The organism is Pseudomonas sp. GW823-FHT03E05 (assembly GCF_058796855.1).
The window spans coordinates 729,244-749,085 of the sequence record NZ_JBXAJB010000002.1 but is presented as its reverse complement, the minus strand read 5'-3'; the positions used below and the strand labels follow the sequence as shown (position 1 = coordinate 749,085).

The window sequence follows — 19,842 nt, the reverse complement described above, 5'->3', positions numbered from 1 at the left end:
GCGTTTCTCTGGCTCCGGAAGCGGGTTCAGCGTCGCAGTTCAGCGACGAAGTCGTAGTAGTCGTTGCGGCAGTAGGTGTCGGTGACCTCGATCGGCGTGTTGTCTTCCAGGTAGCCGACCCGGGTCATCAGCAACATGGCGGTGCCGGGGGCGATGCCCACCAGGGCGGCGAATTCGTCCGAGGCATTGATCGCCTGGATGTGCTGCAGCGCCCGCACCACGGGCTTGCCGATGCCATCGAGGTATTCATAGAGCGAATCCCCGACCGCTTCCGGCTGGGCGATGATGCTGGCCGGCAGGGTGCTCATCTCGATGGCCATCACTGTGTCATCGGCTTTGCGCAGGCGCTTGAGCCGCGCCACCTTGTCGTTGGGCGACAGGCCGAGGCGGATCAGTTCTTCATGGGTGGGCGGGGTGAGGGTGCGTTCCAGCCATTGGGAGCCGGGCACGAAACCCTTCAGGCGGAGCATTTCGCTGAAGCCGGAGAGCCGCGACAGCGGTTGCTCCAGGCGCGGGGTGATGAAGGTCCCCGAGCCCTGGCTGCGGCGGATCAAGCCCTGTTCGAAGAGCACTTCCAGGGCCTTGCGCGCGGTGACCCGGGAGATCCCCAGCAATTCGCTGAGGTTGCGTTCCGACGGCAGTGCCTGCTCGGCTTTCCACTGGCCGGCATGGATTGCCGCTTCCAGGTTGCGAGCCAGTTGCAGGTACAGCGGAGTGGGTTGGGAGTCGTCGGGGCGCAGGGCCAGGAGGTGATTCATCTGTAGGTTTTCCGATGCGGTTATTAGGTTGTTGTCGCCCGGTAGTGCCGAAAAACTAATACCACTTAGATACCATGTCAACGCCACTGGTCTGCTAAAGGTGGCGTAAATCCAGCATTTGCGGAGTGATTTGAAGGGTAAACGATTAAAGTGGTATTAGGCAGGTCTGACTGCCATCGCCATGGCGTCGAGTGGCGACCCCTTGCGGGTCGCCAAGTGGTATGGGCGCAGTGGAAGAGCTGGCGGGGGTAAAAATATTTTTTGCGGAAGGGAAATTAAGGGCGGATCTCGATCATGGTGCCGTCCTTGACCAGGCCCCAGACCTCGCGCATGTCGACGTTGCGCATGGCGATGCACCCGTCTGTCCAGTCCAGGGTGTGGAAATACTGCTCCGGGAATTCTTCGGTGTCCGGGGTGCCGTGGATCATGATCATGCCGCCCGGGTCCACCCCTTCGCGCCGCGAGCGGGCGGCATCGGTGATGTTCGGATAGGAGATGTGCATGGCCAGGTTGTAGCGGTCGCTGGTCTTGCGCCAGTCGAGCCAGTAGAGGCCTTCAGGGGTGCGCTTGTCGCCCTCCATGAGCTTGGGACCCTTGGGCTTCTTGCCCAGGGAGATGCGGTAGGTCTTCAGTGGCTTGCCACCGTTGATCAGTTGCAGTTGATGGGCGGACTTGAGCACCAGGACCTTTTCGATGACCTTGCCGTCCAGGGTTTCCACGGTGGAGGCCTGGCACACAGCAACGACGGAACAGCACAGCAGGGCAAGCAACCAGCGCATTGACACGATATCCCCAGGCGCACACAGATCCCGTGCACGTTTTATTGTTTAACTGATGGCAGGCTGAGAGAGCGGCGGAATGGATTCGGAGCGCACTTCAAAGGCTGCGGCCCGCCGGTCAGCGAAGAAGCATTCTAAGGTACGGCCGACGGTGCGGAAAGCCAGCTCGGACCAAGGGATATCGGCTTCGTCGAACAACTGCACTTCCAGGCTCTCGGGGCCGGCGGCAAAGTCCAGGTCGGCGAGCTCCGCGCGAAAGAACACATGCACCTGGCTGATGTGCGGCACGTCGATCAGGGTGTAGATGCTCAGGCCGCGCACCCGGGCGCAGGCCTCCTCGTAGGTTTCGCGAATGGCCGCCTGTTCGATGGTCTCGCCGTTTTCCATGAAGCCTGCGGGCAGGGTCCAGTAGCCCAGGCGCGGCTCGATGGCGCGACGGCACAGCAGCACCTTGCCCTCCCAGGTGGCAAGGCAGCCGGCGACGATATTGGGGTTCTGGTAATGGATGGTCTGGCAGTGGTCGCAGACATAGCGCAGGCGCGAATCGCCTTCGGGAATGCGCTGGGTCACCGGGTTGCCGCACTGGCTGCAAAATTTCATGTGGGGTATCCGAAAAGGCTGGGGCTATCTTGGCGCGCCAGCCCCGTTGTCGGCAAGTTGTCGTTAAGCGACATGCCCGGGGGCGGGGGTTGGGCCGAAGATTGGATTGGTGCATGATGCACGGTAGCCAACAGATCGAGATGCCTCATGCTGGACGAGCTACTTCATCGGGTAAGCCACTACACGCCGCGTACGCTGGAGACCGACCGACGTTTTCCCGAGGCTGCGGTGCTGGTGCCCATCACCCGCAGCGAAGAACCGGAACTGGTATTGACCTTGCGTGCCAGCGGGCTGTCGACCCATGGCGGCGAGGTGGCTTTCCCTGGTGGCCGGCGCGATCCGGAAGATCCGGACCTGATCTTTACCGCGCTGCGCGAGGCCAAGGAGGAAATCGGCCTGCCGCCGGGGCTGGTGGAGGTCATCGGGCCTTTGAGCCCGCTGATTTCCCTGCACGGAATCAAGGTCACACCTTACGTCGGGGTGATTCCCGACTATGTCGAATACCAGGCCAATGACGCCGAGATCGCTGCCGTTTTCAGCGTGCCCCTGGAGTTTTTTCGCCAGGACCCCCGCGAACATACCCATCGCATCGATTACCAGGGGCGCAGCTGGTACGTCCCCAGCTATCGCTTTGGCGAGTACAAGATCTGGGGCCTGACCGCGATCATGATCGTCGAGCTGGTCAACCTGTTGTACGACGCCGGAATCAGCCTGCATCGCCCGCCGAAAAACTATATCGATACCTGAAGCCATCACTTCGCATGGCATAAACCCGCGGCTGCCTGAGCCATGAGGACAATAAGATGAAATACCGCCTGGGCGACGCCCGAGTCGAGACCCATCCACAGAGCTGGGTTGCCCCGAATGCCACGCTGGTGGGCAAGGTCAAATTGGAGGAGGGAGCCAGCGTCTGGTTCAACGCCGTGCTGCGCGGGGACAACGAACTGATCCTGATCGGCAAGCACAGCAACGTCCAGGATGGCACGGTGATGCACACCGACATGGGCTTTCCCCTGACCATCGGTACCGGCGTGACCATCGGCCACAATGCCATGCTGCACGGCTGCACCGTGGGCGACTACAGCCTGATCGGCATCAACGCGGTGATCCTCAATGGCGCGAAGATCGGCAAGAACTGCATCATCGGCGCCAACTCGCTGATCGGCGAGGGCAAGGAAATCCCCGACGGTTCGCTGGTCATGGGCTCGCCAGGCAAGGTGGTACGGGAGTTGACCGAGCCGCAGAAGAAAATGCTCGAAGCCAGCGCCGCGCACTACGTTCATAATGCCCAGCGTTATGCCCGAGACCTGGTAGAGCAAGAACAATGACAGCCCCTGAAAGACCCGTCGCTTCGCCCTGCGTGAGCATCTGTGCCCTGGACGAGCAGGATATCTGCACCGGTTGCCAGCGCACGGTGGACGAGATCACCCGCTGGAGCCGCATGGACAACGCCGAGCGGCGTGCGGTCCTGGCCCTGTGCCATGAGCGGGCCAAGTCCAGCGGCTTGCTGTGGATGATCGGCTCCAGCTCGGCAAGTTGATCCGCTCGTTTCGCCAGCAAGCCGGCACCTGCAATCTTGTGCAGGTGCCAGCGTGCTGGCGAAAGGGCTTCTTGGCCCAGCCCCGGGCCTGCAGTAACCTGTGCACCTTCCTGACAGGTACCCTTCGCCCCCATGTTCTTCCTGATCGCCTATATCAGCAGTGTCGTGCTGATCAACTACGCCTTTTCGTCTGCCCCGCATCTGGACATCATCTGGTCGGCCTGGGGCGGGTTGGTGTTCGTCCTGCGGGACATGGTGCAGACTCGTTTCGGCCACGGCGCCATCGTCGCGATGCTGGCGGCTCTGGTGCTGTCCTATGTGACCTCCGATCCGACCATCGCCCTGGCCAGCGCCACGGCATTCGCCGTCTCGGAATGCATCGACTGGCTGGTGTTCAGTATCACCAGGCGGCCCCTGCATGATCGTCTGTGGATCAGCTCGGCCCTGAGCATTCCCCTGGATACCTTCATCTTCTTCGGCATGATCGATGCCTTGACCCCTGGGGTGATCCTGACCGCCCTGGGTTCGAAGTTCGCCGGTGTCACCGTGGTCTGGCTGGCCATGGCCTGGCGTTTGCGCAAAGCGGCGTGCGCCGGCTGAGCCAAAGCCCGCGCTTCATGTAAAATGCCGCTCCCCATGGGTCGCCCGCCTGGCGCTCGGCCCTCGATGATCCGCTCCTTTGAGGACCTTCAGATGACTCGTATCGGAACTCCACTGTCGCCAACCGCGACCCGCGTCTTGCTTTGTGGCTGTGGTGAGTTGGGCAAGGAGGTGGTGATCGAGCTGCAACGCCTGGGTGTCGAGGTGATTGCCGTGGACCGCTACGCCAACGCTCCGGCGATGCAGGTGGCCCATCGCAGCCACGTGATCAACATGCTTGATGGCGCGGCGCTGCGGGCCGTGATCGAAGCCGAGAAGCCGCACTTCATCGTGCCGGAAATCGAAGCCATCGCTACCGCGACCCTGGTGGAACTGGAAGCCGAGGGCTTCACCGTGATCCCCACCGCCCGGGCCACCTCCTTGACCATGAACCGCGAAGGCATCCGGCGCCTGGCCGCTGAAGAGCTGGACCTGCCGACCTCGCCGTACCATTTCGCCGACACCTTCGAAGACTATTCCAAGGCCGTGCAAGACCTGGGCTTCCCGTGCGTGGTCAAGCCGGTGATGAGTTCCTCGGGCAAGGGCCAGAGCCTGCTGCGCAGCGTCGACGACGTGCAGAAAGCCTGGGACTACGCCCAGGAAGGCGGCCGTGCCGGCAAGGGCCGGGTGATCATCGAAGGCTTTATCGACTTCGACTACGAAATCACCCTGTTGACCGTACGTCATGTGGGCGGCACCACCTTCTGTGCGCCGGTCGGCCATCGTCAGGAAAAGGGCGACTACCAGGAATCCTGGCAGCCTCAGGCCATGAGTCCCAAAGCCCTGGCCGAATCCGAGCGGGTGGCCAAGGCAGTCACCGAGGCCCTGGGGGGCCGCGGCCTGTTTGGCGTGGAACTGTTCATCAAGGGCGACCAGGTGTGGTTCAGCGAAGTTTCGCCGCGCCCACACGACACTGGCCTGGTGACCCTGATTTCCCAGGACCTGTCCCAGTTCGCCCTGCATGCGCGGGCCATTCTCGGCTTGCCGATTCCGCTGATCCGCCAGTTCGGCCCTTCGGCTTCGGCGGTGATCCTGGTAGAAGGCACATCCACCCAGACCGCCTTCGCCAACCTCGGTGCCGCCCTGAGCGAGCCGGACACTGCGCTGCGCCTGTTCGGCAAGCCGGAAGTCAATGGCCAGCGCCGCATGGGTGTAGCCCTGGCGCGTGACGAGTCGATCGAAGCCGCCCGGGCCAAGGCGACCCGCGCTGCGCAAGCGGTGGTGGTCGAACTGTAAAAAGCATCGCGAGCAAGCTCGCTCCTACAGCGTCCGGATTGAACCTGTAGGAGCGAGCTTGCTCGTGAAGCGGTCGCTCAAGCGACCCGATTCAAATCGTTATTGCGCGTTTCCTTCAGGCACAGCACCGCGATCAGGCTCAGGATCGCCGCCCCTGAAACATACCCCCCAACCCAGCTCAAACCGCCCATCGCTACCAGTTTTTGGGCGAAGAACGGCGCGGCCGAAGCTCCGACGATGCCCCCCAGGTTGTACGCCGCCGAAGCGCCGGTATAACGCACGTGGGTCGGGAACAGTTCCGGCAGCAGGGCGCCCATCGGGGCGAAGGTGACCCCCATCAGGAACAGTTCGATGCACAGGAACAGCGCCACGCCGACGGTGGAGCCCTGAGTCAGCAAGGGTTCCATGGTGAAGCCGGAGAGAATCGCCAGCACGGCACCGACAATCAGCACCGGTTTGCGCCCGAAGCGGTCACTGGCCCAGGCCGACAGTGGAGTGGCCGCAGCCATGAACAGCACGGCGAAGCACAGTAGGCCGAGGAAGGTTTCCCGGCTGTAGCCCAGGGTCGAGACGCCGTAGCTCAGCGAAAACACCGTAGAGATGTAGAACAGGGCGTAGCACACCACCATCGACGCGGCGCCCAGCAGTACCGGCAGCCAGTACTGGCTGAAGAGTTCCACCAGCGGCATCTTCACCCGTTCCTGGCGTGCCACGGCGTTGGCAAAGACCGGGGTTTCGTGCAGCTTCAGGCGCACGTACAGGCCCACCATCACCAGGGCGGCGCTGAGCAGGAAGGGAATGCGCCAGCCCCAGGAGCGGAACTGCTCGTCATCCAGGCCCATGGCCAGGGCCAGGAAGAGGCCGTTGGCAGCGAGAAAACCGATGGAGGGGCCCAACTGCGGGAACATGCCGAACCAGGCGCGCTTGCCTTCTGGTGCGTTCTCCGTGGCCAGCAGCGCGGCGCCGCCCCATTCGCCACCCAGCCCAAGGCCCTGGCCGAAGCGCAGCACGCAAAGCAGGATGGGCGCCCAGGCGCCGATGCTGGCGTAGCCTGGCAGTACGCCGATCAGGGTGGTGCACACGCCCATCAGCAGCAGCGAGGCAACCAGGGTCGACTTGCGTCCGATACGGTCGCCGAAGTGGCCGAACAGTGCCGAGCCCAGGGGGCGGGCAAGGAAGGCGATGCCGAAGGTCAGGAACGCCGAGAGCATCTGGGCGGTGCCGGAGGTCTGGGGAAAGAATACCGGGCCTATCACCAGTGCGGCGGCGGTGGCGTAGACGTAGAAGTCGTAGAACTCGATGGCGGTGCCGATAAAGCTGGCAGTGGCCACCCGCGAGGCGGAATTGCTCGGTTGGGCAGGCGTGGTGGCGCTGTAGGCGGTGCTGGTCGTCATGCGGTTATCCCTGACAGTCTGTGCTCCGGTGGAGCGAATTATTATGGTCGAGCACCCAGGGATGTGGGTTTGGCGCGGTCGTCCCTCGGGATGGGAGTGACGTCGAACAGAAGGGCTGGTTATCGGCAGGTTTGCGCTGGGTGCGGGTAGCAAGCGGGTCTGCACAGGGCTTGGGTAAGCGGATCGATTATAGAAAGGCCGCTAACGATTCAACAAGGGGCTTGGCGGCTGCCGGGCTGGCGAGAAGGTTTTCGACCTTCAGGGGGGCCATTGGCTGCGGCGGCAGGCGATCAGATGCGGGCGGGGACGCTGCTGGTGTGCCAGATCAGTACGCGGCTGACGCGGTTTTCCTCGGTTTCGAGGATTTCCAGGCGGTAGCGGCCGATTTTCAGGCACACCGCGCTGTCGGGGATGGTTTCCAGGGCTTCGGTGACCAGGCCGTTGAGGGTCTTGGGACCGTCGCTGGGCAGGTGCCAGCCCAGGCTCTTGTTCAGCTCGCGGATCGATGCCGCACCTTCCACCACATAGCGGCCATCGGCCTGGGGGTGGATGTGCGGGTTGTCCAGGCTGTGCTCGCTTTCGAACTCGCCGACGATTTCTTCGAGGATGTCTTCCAGGGTGACGATGCCCAGCACTTCGCCGTATTCGTCCACCACCATGCCCAGGCGCCGTTGCTGCTTGTGGAAGTTGAGCAGTTGCAACTGCAACGGGGTGCTTTCCGGGACGAAGTAGGGCTCGTGGCAGGCCGCCAGCAGGGCGTCCTTGGTCAGGCTGGCGTCCGGCAGCAGGTGACGGATCTGCCGGGTGTTGAGCACCGCTTCGACCTGGTTGATATCGCTGTGGAACACCGGCAGCCGTGTGCGTCTGTTCAGGCGCAGTTGGGCGATGATGTCCTCGATCGGGTCGTCCAGGTTGATGCCGTCCACTTCGCTGCGGGGCACCAGGATGTCATTGACGGTGATGTTGTCCAGGGCGTGGATGCCGGACAGGGCATGTGGCTCCTGTGGCATGGGCTCGTCGTCCAGCAGCGCCGGGTCGTCGTCACTCTGCTTGACCGCGCCGGCCTTTCGGGCAAACGGGCGCAGCAGCAACTGGCTGAGGGTGTCGAGCAGCCAGGCCAGGGGATAGACGACTTTCATCGGGATGAGCAGCAGGCTGTTGCCAAAGCCCAAGGTACCTTCCGGGTAGCGCACGGCCAGGGCCCGCGGCAGGTATTCGGCCAGCACCAGCAGGGCGCAGGTGCTGATCAGGCAGGCCAGCCAGGGGCCATTTTCCGCCCAGTAGAACAGCGCCAGCAGGGTGCTGATGATCACCGCCAGGACCCGGCACAGGGTATTGCACAGGATCAGGCTTTCCTTGGGGAAGGCCAGGCGTGCCTGGGACTTGTCGCCATTGCGCGAGTTGCCGCGCAGGGTCAGCAGGTGCTGCTGGGCGGCATCGATAGCGGTGAACAGGCCCGACCAGACGATGAGCAGGGCGATTACCGCGAGCATGGGCCCGGTGGGCAGGGAGTCGGTCATGGCCGGTCGTCAGATGTGCAGGATGTATTCACGAACCAGCTTGCTGCCAAAGTAGGCCAGCATCAGCAGGCAGAAACCTGCCAGGGTCCAGCGAATTGCCTTGTGTCCGCGCCAGCCGAGGCGATTGCGGCCCCAGAGCAGCACGCTGAACACTACCCAGGCCAGGCAGGCCAGCAGTGTCTTGTGCACCAGGTGCTGGGCGAACAGGTTCTCGACGAACAGCCAGCCGGAGATCAGCGACAGCGACAGCAGGGTCCAGCCGGCCCAGAGAAAACCGAACAGCAGGCTTTCCATGGTTTGCAGCGGCGGGAAGTTCCTGATCAGCCCGGACGGGTGCTTGTTCTTCAGCTGATGGTCCTGCACCAGCAGCAACAAGGCCTGGAACACCGCGATGGTGAACATGCCGTAGGCCAGGATCGACAACAGGATGTGGGCGAGGATCCCGGGTTCCTCATCGATCACCGGCACTGTGCCGGTGGGGACGAATTGCGCCAGTAGCGCGGTCAGGGCGCCGAGCGGGAACAGCAGTACCAGCAGGTTTTCCACCGGGATGCGCCAGCAGGCCAGCAGGGTCAGGGCGATGACTGCAGCGGCAATCAGGCTGGCGGCGCTGAAGAAGTCCAGGCCCAGGCCGACCGGAGTCAGCAAGTGGGTCAGCAGGCTGGCGGCATGGGCCAGCAAGGCCAGGATGCCGAGCGTAACCAGCAGGCGCTTGTTCGCCTTGGCGCCTGTGGCCAGGCGGGAGCCTTGGTAGAAGGTCGCAGCGGCATAAAGGACGGCGGCGGCGAGGGTGGGTAGCAAACTGGGTGACAAGGGGAGCATAAATCCTGTTAGGCAGGCCCGAAAGTCGCTGAGTTTGGCATAGAACCCAGAGCCCTGAAAGACCAGGCAAGCAGACGGCGAGGTGTCCGCCACGCACAGTCTTCGCTATAATCCGCGACCTGCCCACGCCGCAGGCTCATCGAGCACCTGTTTATTACGCTCTGGGCCGCCATTACCCCCGGTCTACCTTGGGCCTGAAAGGATCGAGCATGTTTGAAAACCTAACCGACCGTCTCTCGCAGACGCTGCGCCATGTCACCGGCAAGGCCAAGCTGACCGAGGACAACATCAAAGACACCCTGCGCGAAGTGCGCATGGCGCTGCTCGAAGCCGACGTTGCGTTGCCGGTGGTCAAGGACTTCGTCAACTCCGTGAAGGAGCGTGCGGTCGGCACCGAAGTGTCCCGCAGCCTGACGCCGGGCCAGGCTTTTGTGAAGATCGTCCAGGCCGAGCTGGAAAGCCTGATGGGCGCGGCCAACGAAGATTTGAACCTCAGCGCAGTGCCACCGGCCGTGGTGCTGATGGCCGGTCTGCAGGGTGCGGGTAAAACCACCACCGCCGGCAAGCTTGCGCGCTTCCTTAAAGAGCGCAAGAAAAAGAGCGTGATGGTGGTCTCCGCGGACGTCTACCGTCCGGCGGCTATCAAACAGCTGGAAACCCTGGCGAATGATATTGGCGTGACCTTCTTCCCATCGGACCTGAGCCAGAAGCCGGTAGCTATCGCCGAAGCGGCTATTAAGGAAGCGAAGCTCAAGTTCATCGATGTCGTGATTGTCGACACCGCCGGTCGCCTGCACATCGACAGCGAGATGATGGACGAGATCCAGGCGCTGCACGCGGCCATCAAGCCGGTGGAAACCCTGTTCGTGGTCGACGCCATGACCGGTCAGGACGCCGCCAACACCGCCAAGGCCTTTGGCGACGCGCTGCCGCTGACCGGTGTGATCCTGACCAAGGTCGACGGCGATGCCCGTGGTGGTGCCGCGCTGTCGGTGCGGGCCATTACCGGCAAGCCGATCAAGTTCATCGGTATGGGCGAGAAGAGCGAAGCCCTGGAGCCGTTCCACCCTGAGCGCATCGCTTCGCGCATCCTCGGCATGGGCGACGTGCTCAGCCTGATCGAACAGGCTGAAGCGACCCTCGACAAGGACAAGGCCGACAAGCTTGCTAAAAAACTGAAGAAGGGCAAGGGCTTCGACCTCGAAGACTTCCGCGATCAGTTGCAGCAGATGAAGAACATGGGCGGTCTCGGCGGCCTGATGGACAAGCTGCCGAACATCGGTGGCGTGAACCTGGCGCAGATGGGCAATGCCCAGGGCGCGGCAGAGAAGCAGTTCAAGCAGATGGAAGCCATCATCAACTCCATGACCCCGGCCGAGCGCCGCGACCCCGAGCTGATCAGCGGTTCGCGCAAGCGCCGGATCGCCCTGGGTTCCGGCACCCAGGTGCAGGACATCGGTCGCTTGATCAAGCAGCACAAGCAGATGCAGAAGATGATGAAGAAGTTCTCCGCCAAGGGCGGTATGGCCAAGATGATGCGCGGCATGGGCGGTATGTTGCCCGGCGGCGGCATGCCGAAGATCTGAAGAATCCGCGCCGGCCGTCATGCCGGCGCTTTTTCCACGGGGACGTGGAATCCCGGGCAAACCCTCGATTGGGGTGCGCTCACCCGCTGTCGCTTGCGGCAGCTCCATGGCAAATCTGAATGGCAGCCGACGGGCGCCGGAAAAAGTCATTTGCAAAAGTCCGGATATTCCTTAGAATATGCGGCCTTTCGGGCACCCATGCCCGCTGTGCATTTAGATTTGCAGCACCGACTACAGGAACGATGTTCACATGCTAACAATCCGTCTTGCCCTTGGCGGCTCCAAAAAGCGCCCGTTTTACCACTTGACCGTGACCGACAGCCGCAACCCACGCGACGGTTCGCACAAAGAACAAGTTGGCTTCTTCAACCCGATCGCTCGTGGTCAAGAAGTCCGCCTGTCCGTGAACCAAGAGCGCGTAGCCTACTGGCTGAGCGTTGGTGCACAGCCTTCTGAGCGTGTTGCTCAGTTGCTGAAGGAATCGGCTAAGGCTGCAGCCTGAACCCTATGAACGCGACGCCAGCTCCTGCTGATGATTTGATCGTTATCGGCAAAATCTACTCTGTTCATGGCGTTCGCGGCGAAGTGAAGGTCTTTTCCTTTACTGATCCGATTAAAAACCTGTTGGACTACAAAACCTGGACGCTCAAGCGCGAAGGTAGCGTGAAGCAGGTTGAGCTGGTCAGCGGACGCGGGAACGACAAGTTCCTGGTCGCAAAGCTCAAGGGTCTTGATGATCGCGAGGAAGCTCGTCTTCTGGCCGGTTACGAGATCTGCGTGCCGCGCAGCCTGTTCCCTGAACTGACCGACGGCGAGTACTACTGGTACCAGCTGCAAGGTCTCAAGGTTATCGACGGCCTCGGGCAACTGCTCGGGAAGATCGATCACCTGCTGGAGACCGGCTCGAACGATGTAATGGTGGTCAAGCCTTGCGCTGGCAGCCTGGATGATCGCGAACGCCTGTTGCCCTATACCGAGCAATGCGTGTTGGCCGTCGACCTGGCCGCGGGCGAGATGAAGGTGGAATGGGATGCGGACTTCTAAGCGTGGCTAACTTGCGCGTAGAAGTGATCAGTTTGTTTCCCGAGATGTTCTCCGCCATCAGCGAGTACGGCATAACCAGCCGCGCGGTGAAACAGGGGCTCTTGCAGCTGACCTGTTGGAATCCGCGAGACTACACCACGGATCGACATCACACTGTGGACGATCGCCCGTTTGGCGGTGGTCCGGGCATGGTGATGAAGATCAAGCCCCTGGAAGATGCACTGGTTCAGGCCAGAAACGCAGCCGGGGAGGGCGCGAAGGTGATCTACCTGTCGCCCCAAGGCCGCCAACTGAATCAGTCGGCGGTGCGCGAGTTGGCGAATGAGGATGCATTGATCCTGATTGCTGGTCGTTATGAAGGCATTGACGAGCGTTTTATTGATGCTCATGTCGATGAAGAGTGGTCGATTGGCGACTATGTACTCTCCGGTGGCGAGCTGCCGGCGATGGTCCTGATTGATGCGGTTACGCGACTGCTGCCCGGAGCTTTAGGGCATGTGGATTCCGCGGAGGAAGATTCCTTCACGGACGGTCTGCTGGATTGCCCGCACTACACCCGACCGGAGGTGTATGCGGATCAGCGTGTTCCCGACGTGTTGCTAAGTGGCAACCACGCACACATCCGGCGTTGGCGTTTACAGCAGTCCCTTGGTCGGACCTATGAACGACGCGCCGATCTTCTGGAAAGCCGCTCGCTTTCTGGAGAAGAGAAGAAGCTGCTCGAGGAATATCTCCGCGAGCGGGACGATAGTTAACAACGTATCGATGGTAGATCCGACGATTTACCTTAGGAGCACAGCATGACCAACAAAATCATCCTTGCACTCGAAGCAGAGCAGATGACCAAAGAGATCCCAGCCTTTGCCCCGGGCGACACCATTGTCGTTCAGGTGAAAGTGAAGGAAGGTGATCGTTCCCGTCTGCAGGCGTTCGAAGGCGTAGTTATCGCCAAGCGCAACCGCGGTGTGAACAGCGCGTTCACCGTACGTAAAATCTCCAACGGCGTTGGCGTAGAGCGTACTTTCCAGACCTACAGCCCGCAGATCGACAGCATGGCTGTCAAGCGTCGCGGTGACGTGCGTAAAGCCAAGCTGTACTACCTGCGCGACCTGTCGGGTAAAGCAGCTCGCATCAAGGAAAAACTGGCTTAAGTCCAGCTTCCGATGCAGAAAAAAGCAGCCTACGGGCTGCTTTTTTGTTGCCTGTCATTTAATGCCCGGAGCGGTTCAGCAGGGCGCAGACCGTGTTGGCGATCCGTTCCAGCAGTACCTCGTCATAAGGCAGCCAGGGCAGGGCGGTCAATTTGCCGCTTTGTGCCGCCAGGGCCATCTCCACGGGTTCGCCATCGCGTGTCACGCGCCCGGTGGCCAGATGCACCGCATGGTCGCCGATGCGGACATGACTCCCCTCCATCGACAACACCCCCTGCTCGATAAGTGGGGCGAAAGCCCTGCCCAGCACGTGCTGGCGCATCAGAGCCATCTGGGTGAGGTTGTGCCCGGCCAGCAGGTTCAGGCGTTGCTCGCGCCTGGCGGCCGGCATTTGCGGCAGGGGCTGGCCGGTGGCGCTCTGTGCCAGCTCTTCGATGGCGAAACTGCTGACGCTCACCAGCAGGTCGATGGCCCGGCAGGCTTCTGAAAACACCTGCGGCGGCACATCCTGCAGCAGCATCGGCTGCCAGTGTTTATCGGTGCGCCGAGCGAAGCTTGCGCTGCCGGACAGGCAGTGCCCCTGCAGCCCAGGATAGAGTGCCGCGTCCACCGCAAAGCTCACCCGGATATCCCCCAGGTTCCGGCTCAGGCCGCTGTCCCTGTCGATCTTCCAGCCTTCGCGGCGGGCCAGGCCGATCAGGGGGCGGATGGACAGGCTGTATCCGGCGAATGCCTGGCAGGTGTGGCTTTCCAGCTCCTGCTGAGAGGGCAGGTAGTACTCGCGAAACACTTGGCGCAGCGGTTGTTTGATCCGGCGTTCGCTGATCAGGGCCTGCCAGGCGTGGCGCTCTGCGGCGTTGGCTGACAGCGGGTGCCATAGCGAAATCCTGCACCCGGCATCCAGGCTCAGCGGTTGGCCCCGGGAGTCTAGCGCTTGCGCATTGGCGTCCAGCAGGAAGCTGCGGCGTTGGCCATCTGTGCAATGGGCAACCCAAACCAGTGAGCGGGCAAAGGGCGAGCCCACGGCGGAGTCCGCCAGTTGCGCTCGCCAGTCGCTGAAAGACAACTCAAAGGCTTGCCACAGCCCGGATTCCAGGCAACTGGCCAGAAGCCCGTGCTGGGCCTTGCCGGGCGTGCTGGTGGGGGCCAGGCGCAGGGCGATCTCGGGGCGTTGGGCCAGGCCGCGTTCGGCAGGTTTGAGGTTGCGGGCGAGTTTTTTCTGGATGCTGGCATGGCGCACCAGGCCCAGGGCGCTGCGCAGTGCCTGCACGCTTTCCGGGGTTGGCACCTGCTCGATGCAATGCCCCAGGGCAATGGCCAGGGACTGCGACGGCGCAGTCTTGGCCTGGGTCGGGGCGACGCAGGCCTTGGGCAGCAAAATGTCCATCAGTGGCGGCAGCCAGGAGGCATCGCGCAGCAGGGCGACCCGCGCGGCGCGGGCAATCACCGGAGTGTCATCGGTGGTAAAGGCGCCATCGGCCACATAGGGCGTGGCGCCGTTGTGGATGGCGTCCAGGCGCTGGGCTGCGGTACTGAGGATCTGCTGTGAGAATTCGACGTACGCCGCGTCATCCATCAGCACCCTGGCCGGATCGGCGCTCAGGTGATGATGGCCGGTCCAGTACTCGCTGCCGGCCAGGGCCTGCCGTGAGCGAGGCTCCAGTTGCCCAAGCAGTTCGAACTCCTGCCGGGGGTAGGGCGCATCGGCGTAGTGTTGTTCCACACAGCGCCGCAGCGCCGTGCGGGTTTCTTCATCCACCCATTGCGCCAGCACGTACGCCTGGTGGTAGTACAGCGCCCACTGTGGGCCCGGTTCCGCAAGGATCCTGCGCAGTTCCTCGGTCAAGGCGGGGCTCGGTGTTCCGCTGAAACAGGCCAGTTGTTCCAGCGCTTCCTGCCAGTTCACGCAACTGCGCAGCGCCTCCAGCAGGGTGGTTTGATCGAGGGCCGGGCTCAGCTCCAGTTGCGTGGCCTGCTGCACGATCGCGGTCGCCAGTTGCTGCGCCGCCGGGTTGGCATGGTCGCGCAGGGCCCGGCGGATGGCCGGCCACAGGCTGCCCAATTGAGTGGGCGTCAATGGGCTGATGTCGGGCGGCGGGCCGATGAAGTTCGGATGATCCACTCGGTCCGTGTTCAGGCGTTGTTGCAGGTGCGCGACGAGCGAAGGCGCGAGCGGGGCATCCATGGCGGCGGGTCTCCTTTTTCAGTGCGCGGATAATCGCATTTTTTATCGCCGGTTGTGGCCTCTGGCCCCTGGCGGGTTCTTTCGGCCCCTGCCGGGCGGCGATATACTCGCCGGCCCAATAAAGTGTGATCGCCCGATCCGTGCAGCCTGCACGGACGCCCAGGGTGCGTCGCATCCTCCCGGCAATCCTGGCCTGGTTCTATCCACAGGCAGGCCGCCCCGATTATTCCCATCAAGCCTTGGGTCGCTGCCCTGCAGCGCTCATGGGCGTTCCATGCCCGCAGCGTGCCCGTGCGCGGATCCATCCATTCAGGCAGTAGTCCGATGACCCTTCGTGAGCAAGAAATCCAGCGCCGTACCGAACTCTCGGTGACCCGCGTGACCAAGGCGGTATTCCCGTCCACCACTAATCATCACAATACCCTGTTCGGCGGCACTGCCCTGGCCTGGATGGACGAGGTTTCGTTTATCGCCGCGACCCGTTTCTGCCGGCTGCCGTTGGTGACGGTGTCCACCGATCGCATTGATTTCAACCATCCGATTGCCGCAGGTTCGATCGTCGAATTGGTGGGGCGAGTGGTGAAGGTGGGCAACACCAGCCTCAAGGTCGAAGTCGAGGTGTTTGTAGAGAGCATGAGCTGTGATGGTCGGGAAAAGGCCATCCATGGTTTGTTCAGCTTTGTCGCCATCGACGATGACAAGCGCCCGGTGCCGGTGCTTCCAGGGTTTGCGACGTAGGAGCCGGCGTGCCGGCGAATAAGCCATCGGGCCTCTTCGCTGGCAAACCAGTTCCTGCAAGGGGGAGCGTTACAGGGACTCGGGCTGGATCAGGGCCAGCAGCGTCCAGCCTGCCGCCGGCTTGAGGCTGCTGTCTGGGGTGACGACATGCACCCAGCCGCTACTGTCGCGGGCAAACAGCAGAGTGGCGCGTTCGCCGTGCAGGGCCTGGTAATCGTCCCAGCCAAAGGCTTCGGTCAGGTTGGTGCTGTACAGCTCCGCGCCCTGGCCCAGCAGGCTGGCCAGCTTGGTGTAGGTCAAGGCCTCGCTGCCCAGCAACTGGCCGCGGTGTTCGTGGCTGGCCCGGTGCTTGTCGGTGCGCCGGCTTTCCTGGCTGTTGGCCAGGGCGAACAGGCGCTGGTGGCCGAAGTCGTGGCGAAAGCGCATGGCGGCCAGGGTGTTCAGCTCTCCTGAGGGCGAGAGTGCAAGCAAGTGGCCCAGGCCCACCAGGTCCAGATGGGCATCGGCGTGCTGCGAGGCCGGGTTGCCGAAATAGGTGGGCAGCCCTTCCATGCGCGCCGCGCGAATGTTTTCCCAGCTGGAGTCGGTCAACAGCACCCGGCTGCCCAGTTGCTGCAAGGCTTTGCCAAGGGTCCGTGCCGGGCCGTTGGCGCCGACGATGAGAAAGCCGCTGGGCGCCGGCTCGGCGACTTTCAACAGGCGCGCCAGGGGGCGAGCCGTGGCGCTTTGCAGGACCACGGTGCCGATGATCACGGCAAAGGTCAGTGGCACCAGCAGCAATGCCCCCTCATGACCGGCTTCGTCCAGGCGGATGGCGAAGATCGCCGACACCGCTGCTGCAACAATCCCCCGTGGGGCAATCCACGCCAGCAAGGCGCGTTCACGCCAGTTGAGGCTGGAGCCGGCCGTGGACAGCAGCACGTTCAGTGGCCGGGCGATGAACTGGATCACCAGCAGCAGGATCAGCACCAGCGGGCCCAGGGCAATCAGCGCCTTGAGGTCCAGGCGTGCCGCCAGGAGGATGAACAGCCCGGAAATCAGCAGCACGCTGAGGTTTTCCTTGAAGTGCAGGATGTGCCGCACATCCACGCCCTTCATGTTGGCCATCCACATGCCCATCAGGGTCACCGCCAGCAGTCCGGATTCGTGCATCACCTGGTTGGAAGCGATGAAGATTCCCAGCACTGCCGCCAGGGTTGCCAGGTTGTGCAGGTATTCCGGCAGCCACTGGCGGCGCATGATGCTGCCCAGGACCCAGCCGCCGGCGATGCCGAACAGGCTGCCGCACAGAATCACCCCGCCAAAGGTCAGCAGGCTCTGGCTCAGACCGGCGCCCTCGGCGCTGGCGATGATGAAGCTGTAGACCACCACCGCCAGCAGGGCGCCGATAGGGTCGATGACGATGCCTTCCCAGCGCAGGATATTGGCGATCGAGGCCTTGGGCCGCACTACCCGCAGCATGGGCACGATCACCGTCGGTCCGGTGACCAGGGTCAGGGTGCCGAACAGCAGGGCCAGCATCCAGTCGAAGCCCAGCAGCCAGTGGGTGGCCAGGGTGATCACGGCCCAGGTGGACAGCGCGCCGATGGTCACCAGGCGGTGCACCACACTGCCGATCTCGCGCCACTCGGAGAGGTGCAGGGTCAGGCTGCCTTCGAACAGGATCAGCGCCACCGCCAGCGAAACCAGGGGCATCAGCAGCGGGCCGAACATCTCCTGCGGGTCGAGCCAGCCCAGTATCGGCCCGGCCAGAATGCCGCTGAGCAACAGAAAGAGAATGGCCGGCAGTTTCAGCCTCCAGGCCAGCCACTGGCAGCCCAGCGCGGCCACGCCGATGCCGCCGAAGGCCAGCAGAATCTGTTGTTCACTCATCAATGCACCCTGTTCCTGAAAATGGCTGGCTATGAAAGACTAGCGACCCTGCGCGCAGTTCACTATTTTTTTACGCCTGGCCTCTGGGCCGCGCCTTTCGAGTCTTTATGCCTGCCATCGACCACCCCCTGATCGACCGTTTTCTCGACGCCCTGTGGTTGGAGAAAGGCCTGTCCGACAACACGCGCGACGCCTATCGCAGTGACCTGGCGTTGTTCAACGGCTGGTTGCAGGAGCAGGGGCTGGAGTTGCCGCGGGCCGGGCGCGAGCTGATCCTCGATCACCTGGCCTGGCGCGTGGAGCAAGCCTACAAGCCCCGCTCGACAGCGCGATTCCTCTCGGGCGTGCGTGGTTTCTATCGCTATCTGCTGCGGGAAAAGCTGATTGAAATCGATCCCACCTTGCAGATCGACATGCCGCAACTGGGGCGTCCGTTGCCCAAGTCGCTGTCGGAGGCGGATGTGGAAGCGCTGCTGGCCGCGCCGGACCTGAGCGAGGCCATCGGCCAGCGCGACCGGGCCATGCTCGAAGTGCTCTATGCCTGCGGCCTGCGGGTTACCGAGTTGATCAGCCTGACCCTGGAGCAGGTCAACCTGCGCCAGGGCGTGCTGCGGGTCATGGGCAAGGGCAGCAAGGAGCGCCTGGTGCCCATGGGCGAGGAGGCGATTGTCTGGGTCGAGCGCTACATGCGTGATGCCCGTGCCGAGCTGCTGGGCGGGCGTCCCAGCGACGTGCTGTTCCCCAGCCTGCGTGGCGAGCAGATGACCCGCCAGACCTTCTGGCATCGGATCAAGCACCAGGCCAAGGTCGCCGGGATCGGCAAGGCGCTGTCGCCCCACACCTTGCGCCATGCCTTCGCTACCCATCTGCTCAATCACGGCGCCGACCTGCGAGTGGTGCAGATGCTGTTGGGCCATAGCGATCTGTCCACCACCCAGATCTATACCCATGTGGCCCGCGCCCGGCTGCAGGATCTGCACGCCAAGCACCATCCGCGCGGTTGATTTGCCTTCCGGGCCGCGCTTTGCGTCGCCCGTAGTCGGTGCCGGCAAACAGATGTGATAGGCTTTGCCGGTTTGCAAAACGGCTGTTTGCGAGCGGTTGCCATGGTGATCGCTGCGAGTGGCCCATTTGCCCGCCTTCAGGAGTTCCCATGCGCTTGACCCAGATTTTTGCCGCCGCCTCCCTGGCGCTGCTCAGCACTTTTGCCATGGCCGATGACAGTGCCGAGAAAGCCATCCGCAAGAGCCTCGAGACCCTGCAGCTCGAAACGCCTGTGGAAAGCATTACCGCCAGCCCCATGGGTGGCCTGTACGAAGTCAAGCTCAAGGGCAGTCGTGTGCTGTACGCCAGCGCCGACGGCCAGTTCGTGGTCCAGGGCTACCTGTTCCAGCTCAAGGATGGCAAGCCGGTCAACCTCACCGAAAAAACCGAGCGCCTGGGCATTTCCAAGTTGATCAACGGCATTCCGGTCGCGGAAACTGTGGTCTATCCAGCCATTGGCGAGACCAAGACCCACATCACCGTGTTCACCGACACCACCTGCCCGTACTGCCACAAGCTGCACGCCGAAGTGCCCGAGCTGAACAAGCTGGGTGTGGAAGTGCGCTACGTGGCGTTCCCGCGCCAGGGCCTGGGCTCGCCGGGTGACGAACAGCTGCAGGCGGTCTGGTGCTCGGCGGACAAGAAAGCCGCGATGGACAAGATGGTCGACGGCAAGGAAATCAAGGCCGCCAAGTGCGCCAACCCGGTGTCCAAGCAATTCGCCCTGGGCCAGTCGATCGGTGTCAACGGCACCCCGGCCATCGTTCTGGCCGATGGCCAGGTGATTCCCGGCTACCAGCCGGCACCGCAGATCGCCAAACTGGCCCTGGGTGCGAAATAATCCTGCATCGTCACGCTAGCCTTTGACGATCATGGCCCGCCGGTCAAGCCGGCGGGCCATTAATAGAGAGCCGCGCAGTTTGCGGCTGTATTC

The 19,842-nt window shown here is 62.8% G+C and carries 21 protein-coding genes; 13 read left to right on the top strand and 8 right to left on the bottom strand.

All coding sequences use genetic code 11. The features are described 5' to 3' along the window. Positions 1-26: 26 nt before the first annotated feature. The 3 genes from AC1RCO_RS11180 to AC1RCO_RS11170 form a co-directional block, all read right to left on the bottom strand. Complete coding sequence (locus AC1RCO_RS11180) at positions 27-758, bottom strand: GntR family transcriptional regulator (RefSeq protein WP_011059432.1); 732 nt, start codon at positions 756-758, stop codon at positions 27-29. A 275-nt stretch (positions 759-1,033) separates the two neighbouring features. Continuing rightward, positions 1,034-1,537 carry a L,D-transpeptidase family protein gene (locus AC1RCO_RS11175; protein ID WP_011059433.1) on the bottom strand — a complete coding sequence of 168 codons (504 nt, stop codon included), beginning with the start codon at positions 1,535-1,537 and terminating at the stop codon, positions 1,034-1,036. A 48-nt stretch (positions 1,538-1,585) separates the two neighbouring features. Continuing rightward, the gene (locus tag AC1RCO_RS11170; RefSeq protein ID WP_011059434.1) at positions 1,586-2,137 is read right to left on the bottom strand and encodes an NUDIX hydrolase; all 552 of its coding nucleotides are present in this window, start codon (positions 2,135-2,137) and stop codon (positions 1,586-1,588) included. 147 nt (positions 2,138-2,284) lie between these two features. Between AC1RCO_RS11170 and AC1RCO_RS11165 the strand changes: the two genes are divergently transcribed. The 5 genes from AC1RCO_RS11165 (at position 2,285) to purT (ending at position 5,552) form a co-directional block, all read left to right on the top strand. Further along, positions 2,285-2,884 carry a CoA pyrophosphatase gene (locus tag AC1RCO_RS11165; RefSeq protein WP_011059435.1) on the top strand — a complete coding sequence of 200 codons (600 nt, stop codon included), beginning with the start codon at positions 2,285-2,287 and terminating at the stop codon, positions 2,882-2,884. Between the two features lie 56 nt (positions 2,885-2,940). Then, positions 2,941-3,465: a gamma carbonic anhydrase family protein gene (locus AC1RCO_RS11160; RefSeq protein ID WP_011059436.1), complete on the top strand. Its 525-nt coding sequence runs from the start codon at positions 2,941-2,943 to the stop codon at positions 3,463-3,465. Beyond that, on the top strand, positions 3,462-3,677 hold the full coding sequence (locus AC1RCO_RS11155) for a DUF1289 domain-containing protein (protein WP_011059437.1): 216 nt from the start codon (positions 3,462-3,464) through the stop codon (positions 3,675-3,677). The genes AC1RCO_RS11160 and AC1RCO_RS11155 overlap by 4 nt, the downstream gene beginning before the upstream one ends. A 132-nt stretch (positions 3,678-3,809) precedes the next feature. Beyond that, a complete protein-coding gene (locus AC1RCO_RS11150) occupies positions 3,810-4,277 on the top strand; it encodes a preQ0 transporter (RefSeq protein WP_011059438.1) in 468 nt (155 codons plus the stop codon). A gap of 93 nt (positions 4,278-4,370) precedes the next feature. Further along, a complete protein-coding gene (purT, locus tag AC1RCO_RS11145; protein WP_015634276.1) occupies positions 4,371-5,552 on the top strand; it encodes a formate-dependent phosphoribosylglycinamide formyltransferase in 1,182 nt (393 codons plus the stop codon). Between the two features lie 77 nt (positions 5,553-5,629). Here the strand turns inward: purT and AC1RCO_RS11140 are convergent, their stop codons facing one another. From AC1RCO_RS11140 to AC1RCO_RS11130, 3 genes are all read right to left on the bottom strand, one after another. After that, a complete protein-coding gene (locus AC1RCO_RS11140) occupies positions 5,630-6,946 on the bottom strand; it encodes an MFS transporter (protein WP_492617700.1) in 1,317 nt (438 codons plus the stop codon). A gap of 290 nt (positions 6,947-7,236) precedes the next feature. Beyond that, positions 7,237-8,466: a transporter associated domain-containing protein gene (locus tag AC1RCO_RS11135; RefSeq protein WP_445494475.1), complete on the bottom strand. Its 1,230-nt coding sequence runs from the start codon at positions 8,464-8,466 to the stop codon at positions 7,237-7,239. A gap of 9 nt (positions 8,467-8,475) precedes the next feature. Next, positions 8,476-9,288 (bottom strand): cytochrome C assembly family protein, encoded by an 813-nt coding sequence (locus AC1RCO_RS11130; protein WP_011059442.1) that lies wholly within the window; start codon positions 9,286-9,288, stop codon positions 8,476-8,478. A 209-nt stretch (positions 9,289-9,497) separates the two neighbouring features. On the opposite strand from AC1RCO_RS11130, the gene ffh reads away from it, so the two are divergent. From ffh to rplS, 5 genes are all read left to right on the top strand, one after another. Next, complete coding sequence (ffh, locus tag AC1RCO_RS11125; RefSeq protein ID WP_011059443.1) at positions 9,498-10,874, top strand: signal recognition particle protein; 1,377 nt, start codon at positions 9,498-9,500, stop codon at positions 10,872-10,874. A 250-nt stretch (positions 10,875-11,124) separates the two neighbouring features. After that, complete coding sequence (gene rpsP, locus AC1RCO_RS11120; protein WP_007927680.1) at positions 11,125-11,376, top strand: 30S ribosomal protein S16; 252 nt, start codon at positions 11,125-11,127, stop codon at positions 11,374-11,376. A gap of 5 nt (positions 11,377-11,381) precedes the next feature. Beyond that, positions 11,382-11,918, top strand: coding sequence for a ribosome maturation factor RimM (gene rimM / locus AC1RCO_RS11115; protein WP_011059444.1), 537 nt, complete (start codon positions 11,382-11,384; stop codon positions 11,916-11,918). Then, complete coding sequence (gene trmD, locus AC1RCO_RS11110; protein ID WP_019094770.1) at positions 11,900-12,673, top strand: tRNA (guanosine(37)-N1)-methyltransferase TrmD; 774 nt, start codon at positions 11,900-11,902, stop codon at positions 12,671-12,673. Before rimM ends, trmD begins: the two co-directional genes overlap by 19 nt. A gap of 45 nt (positions 12,674-12,718) precedes the next feature. Further along, a complete protein-coding gene (rplS, locus tag AC1RCO_RS11105; protein ID WP_009047143.1) occupies positions 12,719-13,069 on the top strand; it encodes a 50S ribosomal protein L19 in 351 nt (116 codons plus the stop codon). A gap of 58 nt (positions 13,070-13,127) precedes the next feature. On the opposite strand, the gene AC1RCO_RS11100 is transcribed toward rplS, so the two are convergent. Beyond that, positions 13,128-15,254, bottom strand: coding sequence for a DUF4132 domain-containing protein (locus tag AC1RCO_RS11100; RefSeq protein WP_492617699.1), 2,127 nt, complete (start codon positions 15,252-15,254; stop codon positions 13,128-13,130). A 324-nt stretch (positions 15,255-15,578) separates the two neighbouring features. On the opposite strand from AC1RCO_RS11100, the gene AC1RCO_RS11095 reads away from it, so the two are divergent. Continuing rightward, complete coding sequence (locus AC1RCO_RS11095; RefSeq protein WP_019094772.1) at positions 15,579-15,992, top strand: acyl-CoA thioesterase; 414 nt, start codon at positions 15,579-15,581, stop codon at positions 15,990-15,992. 69 nt (positions 15,993-16,061) lie between these two features. On the opposite strand, the gene AC1RCO_RS11090 is transcribed toward AC1RCO_RS11095, so the two are convergent. Next, on the bottom strand, positions 16,062-17,864 hold the full coding sequence (locus AC1RCO_RS11090; protein ID WP_065364573.1) for a cation:proton antiporter: 1,803 nt from the start codon (positions 17,862-17,864) through the stop codon (positions 16,062-16,064). Positions 17,865-17,971: 107 nt separating this feature from the next. Between AC1RCO_RS11090 and xerD the strand changes: the two genes are divergently transcribed. After that, on the top strand, positions 17,972-18,868 hold the full coding sequence (xerD, locus tag AC1RCO_RS11085; protein ID WP_011059449.1) for a site-specific tyrosine recombinase XerD: 897 nt from the start codon (positions 17,972-17,974) through the stop codon (positions 18,866-18,868). 149 nt (positions 18,869-19,017) lie between these two features. After that, positions 19,018-19,749, top strand: coding sequence for a thioredoxin fold domain-containing protein (locus AC1RCO_RS11080; protein WP_011059450.1), 732 nt, complete (start codon positions 19,018-19,020; stop codon positions 19,747-19,749). Positions 19,750-19,842: the final 93 nt, after the last annotated feature.

Bases quoted from the DNA above. Each gene is read 5' to 3' on its own strand.
- AC1RCO_RS11180 (WP_011059432.1), bottom strand. From the start codon at position 758: ATGAATCACCTCCTGGCCCTGCGCCCCGACGACTCCCAACCCACTCCG.
- AC1RCO_RS11175 (WP_011059433.1), bottom strand. From the start codon at position 1,537: ATGCGCTGGTTGCTTGCCCTGCTGTGCTGTTCCGTCGTTGCTGTGTGC.
- AC1RCO_RS11170 (WP_011059434.1), bottom strand. From the start codon at position 2,137: ATGAAATTTTGCAGCCAGTGCGGCAACCCGGTGACCCAGCGCATTCCC.
- AC1RCO_RS11165 (WP_011059435.1), top strand. From the start codon at position 2,285: ATGCTGGACGAGCTACTTCATCGGGTAAGCCACTACACGCCGCGTACG.
- AC1RCO_RS11160 (WP_011059436.1), top strand. From the start codon at position 2,941: ATGAAATACCGCCTGGGCGACGCCCGAGTCGAGACCCATCCACAGAGC.
- AC1RCO_RS11155 (WP_011059437.1), top strand. From the start codon at position 3,462: ATGACAGCCCCTGAAAGACCCGTCGCTTCGCCCTGCGTGAGCATCTGT.
- AC1RCO_RS11150 (WP_011059438.1), top strand. From the start codon at position 3,810: ATGTTCTTCCTGATCGCCTATATCAGCAGTGTCGTGCTGATCAACTAC.
- purT (WP_015634276.1), top strand. From the start codon at position 4,371: ATGACTCGTATCGGAACTCCACTGTCGCCAACCGCGACCCGCGTCTTG.
- AC1RCO_RS11140 (WP_492617700.1), bottom strand. From the start codon at position 6,946: ATGACGACCAGCACCGCCTACAGCGCCACCACGCCTGCCCAACCGAGC.
- AC1RCO_RS11135 (WP_445494475.1), bottom strand. From the start codon at position 8,466: ATGACCGACTCCCTGCCCACCGGGCCCATGCTCGCGGTAATCGCCCTG.
- AC1RCO_RS11130 (WP_011059442.1), bottom strand. From the start codon at position 9,288: ATGCTCCCCTTGTCACCCAGTTTGCTACCCACCCTCGCCGCCGCCGTC.
- ffh (WP_011059443.1), top strand. From the start codon at position 9,498: ATGTTTGAAAACCTAACCGACCGTCTCTCGCAGACGCTGCGCCATGTC.
- rpsP (WP_007927680.1), top strand. From the start codon at position 11,125: ATGCTAACAATCCGTCTTGCCCTTGGCGGCTCCAAAAAGCGCCCGTTT.
- rimM (WP_011059444.1), top strand. From the start codon at position 11,382: ATGAACGCGACGCCAGCTCCTGCTGATGATTTGATCGTTATCGGCAAA.
- trmD (WP_019094770.1), top strand. From the start codon at position 11,900: ATGGGATGCGGACTTCTAAGCGTGGCTAACTTGCGCGTAGAAGTGATC.
- rplS (WP_009047143.1), top strand. From the start codon at position 12,719: ATGACCAACAAAATCATCCTTGCACTCGAAGCAGAGCAGATGACCAAA.
- AC1RCO_RS11100 (WP_492617699.1), bottom strand. From the start codon at position 15,254: ATGGATGCCCCGCTCGCGCCTTCGCTCGTCGCGCACCTGCAACAACGC.
- AC1RCO_RS11095 (WP_019094772.1), top strand. From the start codon at position 15,579: ATGACCCTTCGTGAGCAAGAAATCCAGCGCCGTACCGAACTCTCGGTG.
- AC1RCO_RS11090 (WP_065364573.1), bottom strand. From the start codon at position 17,864: ATGAGTGAACAACAGATTCTGCTGGCCTTCGGCGGCATCGGCGTGGCC.
- xerD (WP_011059449.1), top strand. From the start codon at position 17,972: ATGCCTGCCATCGACCACCCCCTGATCGACCGTTTTCTCGACGCCCTG.
- AC1RCO_RS11080 (WP_011059450.1), top strand. From the start codon at position 19,018: ATGCGCTTGACCCAGATTTTTGCCGCCGCCTCCCTGGCGCTGCTCAGC.